Below are 11,412 nucleotides of genomic sequence, written 5' to 3' on the forward strand. Positions count from 1 at the left end.
TTCATGGACCAACCTCATGCATGCCGCACTGCCGACGTGCTGAAGTCCCGCAAGTCTGCAAGCGGCTTTACGCTGATCGAACTGCTGGTTGTCCTGGCCATCCTTACGCTGCTGGCCGGTTTGGTGGGGCCCCGGGTGCTCAACCAATTAGGTGGAGCCAAATCGAAGACGGCTGCCGTGCAGATCGCCGACCTCGACAAGTCGCTGGAACTTTTCAAGCTGGATGTGGGGCGTTACCCCACTACGGAAGAAGGACTAGAAGCGCTGGTCAAGCGGCCAGGTTCGACCAATGGCTGGACGGGCCCCTATCTCAAGGGCGGCGTACCCTCCGACCCATGGGGCCATCCCTATCGCTACGCGAACCCAGGTCCCAATGGTGGCATTGAGATACTCTCCCTGGGGGCTGACGGTGCTCCGGGCGGAGACGGCGAATCAGCCGACATTCGCAACGCGCAGTAAGCGGCCGCGTTTCTCCCCTTGCCCGACGACGCATGCGGCGCGCGCGCGGTTTCACGCTGGTCGAGTTGCTGGTGGTCATTGCCATCATGGCGCTCGTTATCGGTTTGGTTCCTGTGGCATTCGACCGGCTTCGCGATGCTGCGCAGTACCGTGACGCCGTGCGCACCATGCTCAGCCAGATGCGTGGAGCGCGGATGGCGGCCATGACGGAAGGTCGGGAGGTTAGTTTTTCCGTGGACCTGAGTCAGCGTATGTATGGAGTGGATGCCGCGCTCAAGTCCTTACCGGAGTCATTGCAAGTGAGGGCCATCGTTGCGGGACGTGAGATCGGTCCCCAAGGCCAGGCTTCCATCCGCTTCCTGCCCAGTGGTGGAGCAACGGGCGGGAGCATAGAAGTACTGCGGGCTCCAGGCGTGGGTACGCGGCTACGGGTCGACTGGCTTTCGGGCCGCGTAACGCGGGAAGCCTTGTTCCAATGAAGGCGCTTTGGCGGCAGCGGGGCCTTACCCTGCTGGAACTGCTAGTGGCATTTGCCATCATGGCGTTGTCCCTTGGCATGCTCTACCGGGCGATGGGGGGCAGCATGCGCAGCGTTGGCGACGTAGATCGGTACCAACGCGCAGTGGTTCTTGCGGAATCGCTACTTGCCATGCGAGATGCAGTGCCTGAGCGGGGCTGGAACCAGACGGGAGAATCCGCAGGCTACCAATGGCGTGTGGTGTCGGCACCCTTTCTCACGGGGGTCGAAGGCCCCACCGTGCCTCCGCTGCACGAAATCAGTATTGTCGTCACGTGGTCGGACGGGGGGAGGGCTCGAAGTTTTGAACTGAGCACATTGCGTCCCCAGCGTAAGCCGCCGGAGCCGGGGCGAAGGCCATGAACGCAGACAGGATCTCCGTGTTCGAGTGCCTGCCGCGTCGTGAGCCCCAAGGGGGATTCACGCTGGTGGAGCTACTGATCGTGATCTCCTTGCTTTCGCTGATCATGCTAGCGCTGGGTTCCGCGCTCAGAACGACTGCACAAACCGAGGAGCGTGTCGATGCGCGACTGCACCGGACAGATGAACTGCGCGTTGCTAATGGTTTCCTACGCTCCGTTCTGGGGCGGATCTCTGCACAGAAGATGGGGGCCATGGTTGCGGCCGACGCCAGCCCGTTTTTCTTTTCAGGAAGCTCTGGAGAAATGGTTTGGGTGGGGGTCATGCCCGCCCGCTATGGCGCAGGCGGGCGCTACCATTTCCGCCTGGGGCTGATGGATGGTGAGGGGGGCACCCGGACGCTGATGTTGCAATACGTACCTTGGGTTGATGCTGCGGTGCAGCCGAACTGGGGCCAGGCTGCAAGCTACGCATTGGTAACGGGTGTCACGGCCTTATCTATGCAATATGGCGACTTCTCCGAAGAGCCTCCCGTGTGGACGCAGCAGTGGTCTGTGGTTGATCGGCTCCCCCAGCGGGTCATTATCTCCCTGCAGACTGTTTCTGGCCCGTGGCCGGAATTCGTGGTCGCCATGCGCACCATGCCGGGCAGCGATCCGGCTTCAGGCGGTGCCGTATTTGGGGGGGGGCGGCGATAGTGACTAATGCGCGTTTCCATCATGCGCATATGCATCCCCGCGGGATGGCGCTTGTCTCCGTGCTGTGGATGGTCGCAGCCCTCAGCATCATCGCAACGGGACTGACCCGCTCGATCCGCGAAGAAGCACGCCTGATGTCACTCGCGCGACAGGATGTGCAAGCGCAGGCTCTGGGGGATGCTGCCATTCAGGTGGTACTGCAGGCGATAGTGGCGGGCAACAAGCCTGTGGTGCAGCTGGTTCAAACGAACGTTGTTTACAAAGGGGTGTCGATGCAGGTCCAGGCGATGCCCCTGAATGGCCTCATCGACATCAATTCGGCGGGAATTCCGCTGTTGGAACGTCTGTTGTCCGTCGGCGGAGGGATGCCCCCCGCAGCAGCGCAGGCCATTGCGCAGGCCATCGTGGATGCACGCGAACGCAGAGATGCCAAGGGAACTCCACAGCGATTCGAGGCGGAGGAAGATCTGCTGCGGGTGCCTGGGATGGACTATGACCTCTATGCTAGACTCGCCGCGCTTCTCACTGCGGACTTGCGTGGCTCAGGGAAAGTCAATCCCATGGCCGCGCCTGTTGAGGTACTGGCAGTGCTTGCCAATGGAAATGCTGGCGCGGCGATACAGATTGCCGCCAATCGTGAGGCTGGCCAGGTTGGAGTGGATACTTCCGCACTGGATGCAAATTTCATTGATAGCGTGACTGTGCGGCGATTGCGCATCCAGGCGCGGGTGCCTATGGCCGATGGATCAGTTGTACGCGTTTCACGCAGCGTCGATTTTGGCGCCCGAACGCAAGATGGCGCTCCATGGCATACCTTCCGCACTACTTCCGGTGTCGAGCCTGTGCGCCGAAAAAATTCCTAAGACACCATGCCATCCATCACATCTGATGCCCGTTTCCTGGGGATTGATCTTCATGCGCTATGGCGTGAAATCCGCCAGACATGGTCGGGCATGCATGACTGGCCGCTGTTGTCCTGGCTTACGCCCGCAGTTCCTGTCGTGCTGCTCCATCCGGTGGAGGGGCAATCCCTATGGCGAGGCGAATCTTCATTCGCTCAGTCCTCGGGCTTTTTGACAGCTCGGTTTACGGCGGTCGCACTACCGGAAGAGTATGTCCTGAGGCGGGAAATGATCTTGCCCGCCATGGCGGCGGCGGATGTGGCGAGTGCTGTCGCACTTGAGGCAAGGGCCAACAGCCCTTTTGCGCCACAAGATTTGGTCTATGGGTATAGGGTGCAGACCCCATCGCAGGGCGGACACCGAGTGGAGCTGGCCCTTGCTTCGCGCAGGCAGATTGGTCTCTACCTTGAAAGCCAGTCTTCCCGGCTGGAAGGAGTTGCAGAGCCAGAAGTCTGGGTGCGCAACCTCTCTTCTCCGCCGACGGTACTGGAAGGCTATGGGGAAGGTTTGCGAAAGGCGTATATCAAGCGCCAACGTAACGCGGGCTATAGCCTACTGGCGCTGGCTATGGTGCTGCTGAGCGTGATTGCAATCACGCCGACGCTGCAACTTCGCATGCGCGCTTTGGAGGCTGCAGCGGCCTATCAAGACGCTGTCCGGCGCACCGCCCCGCTGGTCAAGGAGCGCGAAGGGCTCATGCAGTCCATTGAGACGATCGGAGCTTTGTCCGAAGTGCTGTCTGGGCGGATCGAACCGCTGAAAGTTCTCGATCGTCTGACGCAGGTACTGCCGGACGATACGGCCGTGCAGAGCTTCAAACTGCAAGGCCTGAAGGTGACGCTTGTGGGGGTCACGGCCAATGCGTCAGCGCTGATGCAACTGCTGGGTGACCAACCTGGATTACGGGACGTGAAGGCCCCCAGCGCAGCCACGCGTCTGGGAGGAGCAACAAAGGAGAATTTTGTGATCGAGTTCATGCTTGATCCGCAACAATTTGGCGTCGTGGATAGGCCGCTTTCAGGTGCAACGTCGGCGGACTCTCTTGCAAAATCTAATGGATCTGTGGCACCGTCGCCCGTCATGCCCTCCAGCGCAGCAGTCGCTCCGGCGGGGGCTGCGTCTGCGGCTGTTGCGCCAGCATCCAAAGCCGCAGCGCCTATGACGTCGGGCGCTGGTACGCGTGCAGGAGGAGCAACGTTCGGGGGAGGTCGGGCCTCATTTGGCGGTGGCCGCGTGGCGCCTGCTTCTTCGCCTGCGGTTGCCGCGAGCGGGAGTGCTCCATGAGGCGAGTCTCCTCCCGTGAGGTTGCTATCCTGATGGGCACCCTTGCCCTGATCATGCTGCCTGTGGCATTGCTGGGCTGGTATGTTGTGGGCAAGCACCAGTGGGCGCAGCAGCAACTGGAGCAGCTGGAACCGCGCTACGCCCGTCTGTTGGGATTGGAGGCACAGCGCGCCGAGATTGAAACGGTCAAGGCCAAAGCCAGCGCTGCCCGTACGCAATTCGTGTACCCCTCGACGCAGGATGCCAATCAGACGGGCAATTCGGCACAGCAGCGTGTGCGGGACATCTTCAGCGCCGCGGGCCTGCAAGTCATAAGCAGCCAGGTGCTCCCGGCGAAGGAGGAGAAAGGATTTGATCGCATCCCCCTGACGCTGCGTACTGAAGGAGAACTGCTGGCGGTGCAGAGTGCGTTGGCTGTATTAAGCAGCCAGCTGCCGGTCATCGTGATCAATGAGCTGGAGGTGCAAGTACAGGGCGGGATCGCCAACCAGAATCCCAAAGTTGCGCCTAAGCTGTCTGCGCAATTCAGCCTCAGCGTGTTGAGGGAGCGCTCATGAAGCGGTATGCGCTGTACATTCTGCTGGCACTGAATGGCGGATTGGCTTTGCTTCTGGCCTGGCTGTGGATCGATGCAGATGGCTCGCTGCGTGATGTGCACTGGAAGCCGCCGGTACCTCATACCACGGATTTTGCCGCCATGCTTCCGGCGGTGCCAGGAGTGGCGCCCGCCGACACCAGCCAGTTCATTGCCATGTTGGACCGCCCACTGTTTTCCGCTACGCGCAAACCGCCACCGCCACCTGCGCCGCCGCAAGCAGCGGAAGAGCCTCCTTCCGATAATCTGAGCACAGCTCGTCTGTCGGGGGTGTTCGTGGGTGAAGGAGCAGGAGGCATCATCATTCAGATCGCCGGCAAGCACCGCCGTGCGCGCTTGAATGAAGCGGTGGACGGATGGACGCTGAAAACCATACAGGGCCGCAATGTGACCTTTGTTAGAGGTGGGCAAAGCCGTGTTCTGCAGCTTCCTCGGGCTGCGGTCACCACTTATACAGGTCTCGCGACGGCACCAGCATCTGCACAATCGCCGCAGCCTGCGATACAGCGCGCTGTTGCGCCGGGGAACCCAGGTGGTTCGCCACAGGCCAACAGCGCTGGCGCCTCCCAACCGGCAGGCAGGGCGGCCACACCGCCGCGAGCATCTTTTGGCGGACGCAGTAGTCGCCGGTAGGTGTTTAGTTGCTAGTGTTTTTTGAACTTTCTAAAGTCTCGGGCCTTGATATATGACCCTCTCTCGCTATGTTCTGTCGGTGGCCGCCCTGACGGTGTGCCATATCGCTACAGCACAAGGGCCCATGGTGCCTGGCTCGACGGGTGCCACGCAAACCAAAACGCAGACGAGCGCATCAACAGGCTCCGTTATTGAGGCTGATAGCGTTGATAAGCCCGCTCAAACCCGGTCCAATGAGGAGGCTGCCGACACAAAGGCGACTGAGCCGCGCTACATCCGTGGTAACGACCGTGTGATAGCGCCCGCCAAACCGGTGCAACGCGTTGAAGGTGCCCCCTTGTCCTTCAGCTTTGAAGAAGCGCCCGTAGCCGAGGTAGTACGTACGATTCTGGGAGACATTCTCAAAGCCGACTATGTGCTGCATCCGCCGCTCAGCGGAACGGTGACGCTGGCGACACGGACCCCCATACCTCCCGATCAGGCAGTTTTCCTGCTGGAAAGCGCTTTGCAGGCCAACGGCCTTGCACTCCTGAGAGACGCGCGGGGTACCTATCACGTAGGGCGACCGGATACGCTCAAGGGCATCGGCGGTGCGATCCGCCAAGTCGGCGGTGGGCCGCTACCACCAGGCTATGGTGCCATTGTGGTTCCACTGCAATACATCGGGGCCGGCGAAATGGCATCCATTCTGCGCCCGATGGCGTCAGCAGATGCCATCGTGCGCGTGGACAATGTGCGCAATCTGCTGGTGCTTGCCGGCACGCGTACTCAGGCAGAAGGCTGGCTGGACATCATCAACACCTTTGATGTCGATCTTCTCAAGGGCATGTCGGTGGGTGTCTTTCCTCTCAAACATGCCTCGATCCAAGAGGTAGAAACGGCATTGCGCTTGGTGAGCGGCGGTACTGCTGCGCCTGGTGGTTCGGGCGTGGTCGGGGGGGCTGCGGCGGGTACCCAGGGTGCAGCCGGTGCGGCGCCTGGTACAGCCGGAAGCGCCCAGGCCATGCTGGGCGAGGGAAATCCGCTGTTTGGTGCGCTGCGCATCATGCCCATTGAGCGCCTCAACAGCATTCTGGTGGTGACACCCCGTGCCTCCTATCTGGAAGAGGCGCGGCGTTGGATAGAAAAATTGGATCAGCCCAGTGACGGCGGGGCGGAGCCTCAGTTGTATATCTATCAGGTGCAGAACGGAAATGCGAAGCACCTGGCCAGCGTGCTGAATGGCATATTTGGCGGCGGTGGTACGCCTGTTGTGGCGAACAGTGGGGTGGCTCCTGGACTCAACAATGCCATGGGCAGTTCATCGGGGCAGGCGGGAGGCGGCGCCATGTTTGGAAATACCGGTGGCTTCGGCCGCAGTAATGCCTATGGCACCACCGGCGCCTTTGGCTCGGGTCAGGTGGGGGGCTTTGGCAGCGGACTTACGGGAAGCACCGGGCTCAGTAGTGCCAACAACGCTTTCGGGGCCAGAAACGTGATTGGCGGCACGCAGATCCAAGGGGGTGGCGTCGCTGGTGGGCTGGGCTCGATACGGGTCATGGCAGACGAACTGAACAACTCCGTGCTGGTATGGAGCACCAAGGCGGAATACACCAAGATCGAATCCACACTGAAGCGGCTCGATCTGCCGCCAACCCAAGTGCTGATCGACGCGAGCATCGTGGAAGTTTCGTTGAAAGATGACTTGGAGTATGGCCTGCAATGGGCCTTCAACGGCGGGGTGGGAGGGGGGTACTCCGGGCGAGGTGTCATTAGCGGTCTGAAGGATGGTGCGTTGGGCGGCGTAGGACAGGGTTTCTCTTACACGCTTCGCAATGCGGCCGGCCTCAAAGCAGTTTTGAATGCGCTGGCGACCAAGTCGTTGGTGAAGATGATCTCTAACCCATCTCTGATGGTATTGGACAACCACACTGCGACGATTGCCGTCGGAGACCAGACGCCTGTGAGGACCAGCGAGACGAGGTATGTGGAGAGCTCAACGGGCGCCACTACCAGTACCATTCAATATAAGGACACGGGGGTGAGCCTGATGGTCACTCCATCTGTCAACGCTGGCAACATCGTTTCATTGCAGATTGATCAGACGGTCACTGACGTGGGTGCGCAGGACGAAGTCAGCGGTCAGCGTGCCTTCATGCAGCGGCAGATCAGCAGCAAGGTTGCCGTCCGTTCAGGAGAGGCGATTGTGCTGGGGGGGTTGATCAAGGACAGCTCGACGACGGGTAAAACTGGGGTGCCCCTGCTGCAGGACATTCCTATCGTGGGCAATCTGTTTGGAACGAACAGCAAGATAGGCAACCGCACTGAATTGATCGTTGTGATCACCCCGCGTGTCGTTCGCACCGACATCGACATTCGGGAGGTAAGTGAAGACTTGCGCGATCGGCTGAAGGGGCTGCGCGCTGTTGATATGCGAGACCAGTTGCAGAAACAATCCAATGGCGAAGCTGCCTCTGCGGTAGTGCAACCTTTACCCCCCAATTGAATCAATGTGTTCCGTTATGTTGTTGAAGGATGATCACATGAGTGTGTCAACGCCCAAGCGCCCTTGGGGCATGGCTGCGGTTGTTTTTACGTTTTCGCTGTTTGCGACGGGCTGCGCAACATTGGCTGGCTCACCCGAGCAAATTGTGGAACGTCGTGCCAACGAATATTGGAAGGCAAGGGCGGCAGCAGATTACGCTAAGGCCTACGAGCTCTCCACACCGTCGTATCGCAAGCTGCGCACACAAGAGCAGTTTCGTCGCCAGTTCGGTTTGGGGGCGGCCGTGAATGCTGGGGAAGCACACAAGGTGACCTGCGAGCCGGAAAAGTGCTCCGTACGCATAAAACTCACCGCTACGCCTGCTTTGATGGGGATGAATGTGGGTACAGTAACCACGTACGTGGACGAGATCTGGCTGCTCGAGGACGGTCAGTGGTGGCGACACCAGGAGCTGTAATGGAGCACCAGTTCTTGGGCGCCAGAGGAGGCTGCATAGAGTCGTTCTGACATCGGTGTTGCGTTTCTTCAACAGAGAGATTTTTTACGATCTATCTGTTGGATGAGTCCCCAAAGCGCTGTGCTACCATCAACCAGCGTAATCAATCGTGGTAGTTGCGCTTACCAACTTTTCAACTGGAGTTTTTTGTATGAAAAAGAATGTTCTGGCCCTGAGCATTGCTGCCATGATTGGTGGCCTGGGCTTTGCCGGTGCAGCATAGGCTGACGTCATCGTCGGTACCGGCGTAGCGGCGGGCGCTGGCAGCGTGAACGTGCAGCAAGGTCTGCTGATTGATGCCGTCACGCCTGCGAACAGCACGATGTCCGGTCAAGCTCTCGGTGCTAACCTTGCGCTGTCTGAAGGCGGCGTGGGCAATATGCTGCTGGTGCCTTACTACAGCGCGCAGAATGGCAACATGACTGTGCTGCACGTGGTGAACACCGATACCCTGAACGGCAAGGCTGTGAAGGTGCGCTTCCGCGGCGCCGCTAACTCCGACGACGTGATGGACTTCCAGGTGTTCATGTCGCCTGGCGACGTGTGGACTGCTGCTGTGACGGCCGGCGCTGATGGTGTGGCGCAGATTCAGAGCGCAGACAACACTTGCACGGTGCCTGCCCTGGGTAACAATACGCCCCAAGCTTTCGCCACCAACCGTCTGGACCCCAACAAGTCTGACGCCGAAAAGGCTAACGGCACGCGTGAAGGTTATGTTGAGATCTTCAACATGGCTGACATCCCCAGCGACAAACTCTACACTGTCGGCACCACTGCTAACACGAACTCTGCCTTGTACACTGCCATCAAGCACGTGAATGCTGTGGCTCCCTGCTCGGTGGCTGGTTCGCCGGCTGAGGCAACCCTGTTCGGCGTTGCGCTGACGAACTACACGGCGGAAGCTGACGCTGCCAACGCTGGTTTCAACACTCCCACGGGCGGCCTGATGGGCGACTGGTACATCATCAATGTGCCTGAAACCACCACGTTCTCCGGTGCTTCCACTGCAGTGGTGGCTGATGGTCGTGGCAACTTCGTGCATTTCCCGCAGATCGATACCGGCGTTGCCGCAGCTGCGATCGACGCATTCACGGCTGACCCGCTGCTGCGTACGGATGCTTTGAAGACGGACGGTACGGCCTTCGGTGCAACGCCCGCCCTGGCCGCTGGCTACTATGACCTGCCCGACATGTCCACGCCATACCTGGCTGCTGACATTGGCAACCCCAAGGCCCAGGCTGTGAAGCTGACGTCTGCTCTGGCTGTGACCTCGGTGACGAATCAGTACGCTAACGATGAGTCGATCACCGCCAAGACTGACTGGGTGTTCTCGATGCCCACCCGCCGTTACAGCGTAGCCGCTAACTATGCAGCTATCTCTGGCACGACGCCGGCTAACGACTCCAACACGTCTTATCGTCTGTTCTCTGACTTGATCGTTGGCGTAACGCCTGACGCTGCTGCAACTTTGCAAGATGAGTGGTTCTTTGCAGCTAACACCCCCGTCTCGACGGATGGCAAGGGTAACATCTGCGTGAAGGCCGACGCTCAGAAGTTCTGGGATCGTGAAGAAACCACCCCTGGTGCCTCTACGCCTGGCCCGGTGTTCTCGCCCCGTACGCCTGGCGTAGCCGCTGTGGTGTCGCTGTGTGGTGAGGCTTCTGTGCTGGCATTCAAGGACCTGGGCAACTCCGTGCTGGCCTCCAGCGTGGCCCGTTCGACCATCACGTCCGGTACCTACACCAACGGCTGGGGTGTTGTGACCACGGCTAACGACATCGGCGCTCCGGGCGCTGGCGTGGTGGAAGGTCTGCCGCTGATGGGCGCTTCGTTCATCAAGCTGTCGAACCCCCAAGTGGCTCCTGGCCTGTCCGGTACGTACGGCATCACCTGGCCGCACCGCTTCACGCGTTAATTCTCGTGGGCACTTAATCGCAGCGATGCGATCCAAAAAGGCGGGGGAGACCCCGCCTTTTTTTATTACTTTTTTAGATTGACGATGAACGCAAGCATGACTCGAGCATTTCTTCTTCCTCTGTGTGCCGCGGTGGCGGCGGTATGTGCGGCGGGTGTGGCATCCGCAGAAGAGCAGGCGCTGGTGCAAGGGCCGCGCATCTCCATTACAGAGGCGGACATTCAGGCCGACTCGCTGCGCATGCCGGTTGAAATGCGCAGCATCGTGTTGGCTCGCCCGCAGACTGTGATGCAGATTGCCACCAATCTGTATGCACGTCGTGCAATGGCTGAGTCAGCGGAAGCGCAGAAGTTGGCACAGGATCCCGAAGTGCAGGCCGCATTGCGCATTGCGCGGGATAAGGTCCTCTCCGACGCATATCTCGCCAAGCTGGACAAGGCGCATACTCCCAGTGCTGCAGCTGCAGAAGGCTTGGCTCGTAATGTCTACAAGGCCAAGCCCGAGCGCTTTCAAGCGCAAGAAGAGGTGCGCGCGCGCCATATTCTGATCGCCGGGGAGGGCGATGAGCAGCGTGCACAGGCTCAGAAGCTGTTGGAAGAGATCAAGACTGGCGGTGATTTTGCCAAGCTCGCGCGCGAGCATTCGACGGACAAGGGTTCCGCGGCAAAAGGAGGCGACCTGGGCTTCTTTGGCAAGGGGCGCATGGTGCCAGAGTTCGAAACGGCTGTATTCAGCCTGAAGAACCCCGGGGATCTGAGCGGCGTCGTGCAATCCAAGTTCGGCTATCACATTATTCAGTTGCAAGACAGGCGCCCCGCCGGTATCCGCCCCTACGAAGAGGTGCGTGAGGCCTTAATCAAAGAGGTGCGCGACGCGGCCATTCAGGAGGCACGCGTAGAGGAAGCGCAAAAGATGCAACTAGGTGTGAAAATTAATGAAGAGGCTATTAAGGCCGTAGCCGCCAGATACGACGCACTGCCCAAGCCAGCTCCTACCCCTGTGGGCAAGTAACCAGGTCGCTCGCAGCAGGTGTGCAGGCTTTCAAGGCGTGTTAACTTCGCGGGTTGC

12 protein-coding genes are annotated in these 11,412 nt (G+C 59.9%); all 12 read left to right on the forward strand.

Going from position 1 to position 11,412, the window contains the following annotated elements:
* The first annotated feature begins 3 nt into the window (after window positions 1-3).
* The 12 genes from gspG (at window position 4) to QY917_RS16605 (ending at window position 11,355) form a co-directional block, all read left to right on the forward strand.
* On the forward strand, window positions 4-459 hold the full coding sequence (gspG, locus tag QY917_RS16550) for a type II secretion system major pseudopilin GspG (protein WP_123674930.1): 456 nt from the start codon (window positions 4-6) through the stop codon (window positions 457-459).
* 32 nt (window positions 460-491) lie between these two features.
* A complete protein-coding gene (locus QY917_RS16555) occupies window positions 492-938 on the forward strand; it encodes a type II secretion system protein (protein ID WP_123674931.1) in 447 nt (148 codons plus the stop codon).
* Complete coding sequence (locus tag QY917_RS16560) at window positions 935-1,339, forward strand: prepilin-type N-terminal cleavage/methylation domain-containing protein (RefSeq protein WP_123674932.1); 405 nt, start codon at window positions 935-937, stop codon at window positions 1,337-1,339. Before QY917_RS16555 ends, QY917_RS16560 begins: the two co-directional genes overlap by 4 nt.
* Window positions 1,336-2,034: a prepilin-type N-terminal cleavage/methylation domain-containing protein gene (locus QY917_RS16565; RefSeq protein WP_123674933.1), complete on the forward strand. Its 699-nt coding sequence runs from the start codon at window positions 1,336-1,338 to the stop codon at window positions 2,032-2,034. Before QY917_RS16560 ends, QY917_RS16565 begins: the two co-directional genes overlap by 4 nt.
* 44 nt (window positions 2,035-2,078) lie before the next feature.
* Window positions 2,079-2,897, forward strand: coding sequence for a type II secretion system protein GspK (locus QY917_RS16570; RefSeq protein WP_123674934.1), 819 nt, complete (start codon window positions 2,079-2,081; stop codon window positions 2,895-2,897).
* Window positions 2,898-2,903: 6 nt separating this feature from the next.
* Window positions 2,904-4,220, forward strand: coding sequence for a PilN domain-containing protein (locus QY917_RS16575; protein ID WP_302078001.1), 1,317 nt, complete (start codon window positions 2,904-2,906; stop codon window positions 4,218-4,220).
* Window positions 4,221-4,252: 32 nt separating this feature from the next.
* The gene (gene gspM, locus QY917_RS16580; protein ID WP_302078002.1) at window positions 4,253-4,777 is read left to right on the forward strand and encodes a type II secretion system protein GspM; all 525 of its coding nucleotides are present in this window, start codon (window positions 4,253-4,255) and stop codon (window positions 4,775-4,777) included.
* Window positions 4,774-5,448: a hypothetical protein gene (locus QY917_RS16585; RefSeq protein WP_123674937.1), complete on the forward strand. Its 675-nt coding sequence runs from the start codon at window positions 4,774-4,776 to the stop codon at window positions 5,446-5,448. Before gspM ends, QY917_RS16585 begins: the two co-directional genes overlap by 4 nt.
* Window positions 5,449-5,500: 52 nt before the next feature.
* Window positions 5,501-7,933, forward strand: coding sequence for a type II secretion system secretin GspD (gspD, locus tag QY917_RS16590; protein ID WP_123674938.1), 2,433 nt, complete (start codon window positions 5,501-5,503; stop codon window positions 7,931-7,933).
* A 37-nt stretch (window positions 7,934-7,970) separates the two neighbouring features.
* Entirely contained in the window at window positions 7,971-8,390 is a 420-nt protein-coding gene (locus tag QY917_RS16595) for a hypothetical protein (protein WP_123675239.1), read from the forward strand.
* A gap of 307 nt (window positions 8,391-8,697) precedes the next feature.
* Window positions 8,698-10,344 (forward strand): cell surface protein, encoded by a 1,647-nt coding sequence (locus QY917_RS16600; protein WP_302078006.1) that lies wholly within the window; start codon window positions 8,698-8,700, stop codon window positions 10,342-10,344.
* Window positions 10,345-10,440: 96 nt separating this feature from the next.
* A complete protein-coding gene (locus QY917_RS16605; RefSeq protein ID WP_302078008.1) occupies window positions 10,441-11,355 on the forward strand; it encodes a peptidylprolyl isomerase in 915 nt (304 codons plus the stop codon).
* The last annotated feature ends 57 nt before the right edge of the window (window positions 11,356-11,412 follow it).

It is taken from the genome of Diaphorobacter sp. C33, from assembly GCF_030503915.1.
Taxonomy (GTDB): domain Bacteria; phylum Pseudomonadota; class Gammaproteobacteria; order Burkholderiales; family Burkholderiaceae_C; genus Diaphorobacter; species Diaphorobacter nitroreducens.

What these genes read in the sequence shown, in the direction of transcription:
- gspG (WP_123674930.1), top strand. Translation starts at nt 4, where the DNA reads ATGGACCAACCTCATGCATGCCGCACTGCCGACGTGCTGAAGTCCCGC.
- QY917_RS16555 (WP_123674931.1), top strand. Translation starts at nt 492, where the DNA reads ATGCGGCGCGCGCGCGGTTTCACGCTGGTCGAGTTGCTGGTGGTCATT.
- QY917_RS16560 (WP_123674932.1), top strand. Translation starts at nt 935, where the DNA reads ATGAAGGCGCTTTGGCGGCAGCGGGGCCTTACCCTGCTGGAACTGCTA.
- QY917_RS16565 (WP_123674933.1), top strand. Translation starts at nt 1,336, where the DNA reads ATGAACGCAGACAGGATCTCCGTGTTCGAGTGCCTGCCGCGTCGTGAG.
- QY917_RS16570 (WP_123674934.1), top strand. Translation starts at nt 2,079, where the DNA reads ATGGCGCTTGTCTCCGTGCTGTGGATGGTCGCAGCCCTCAGCATCATC.
- QY917_RS16575 (WP_302078001.1), top strand. Translation starts at nt 2,904, where the DNA reads ATGCCATCCATCACATCTGATGCCCGTTTCCTGGGGATTGATCTTCAT.
- gspM (WP_302078002.1), top strand. Translation starts at nt 4,253, where the DNA reads ATGGGCACCCTTGCCCTGATCATGCTGCCTGTGGCATTGCTGGGCTGG.
- QY917_RS16585 (WP_123674937.1), top strand. Translation starts at nt 4,774, where the DNA reads ATGAAGCGGTATGCGCTGTACATTCTGCTGGCACTGAATGGCGGATTG.
- gspD (WP_123674938.1), top strand. Translation starts at nt 5,501, where the DNA reads ATGACCCTCTCTCGCTATGTTCTGTCGGTGGCCGCCCTGACGGTGTGC.
- QY917_RS16595 (WP_123675239.1), top strand. Translation starts at nt 7,971, where the DNA reads ATGAGTGTGTCAACGCCCAAGCGCCCTTGGGGCATGGCTGCGGTTGTT.
- QY917_RS16605 (WP_302078008.1), top strand. Translation starts at nt 10,441, where the DNA reads ATGACTCGAGCATTTCTTCTTCCTCTGTGTGCCGCGGTGGCGGCGGTA.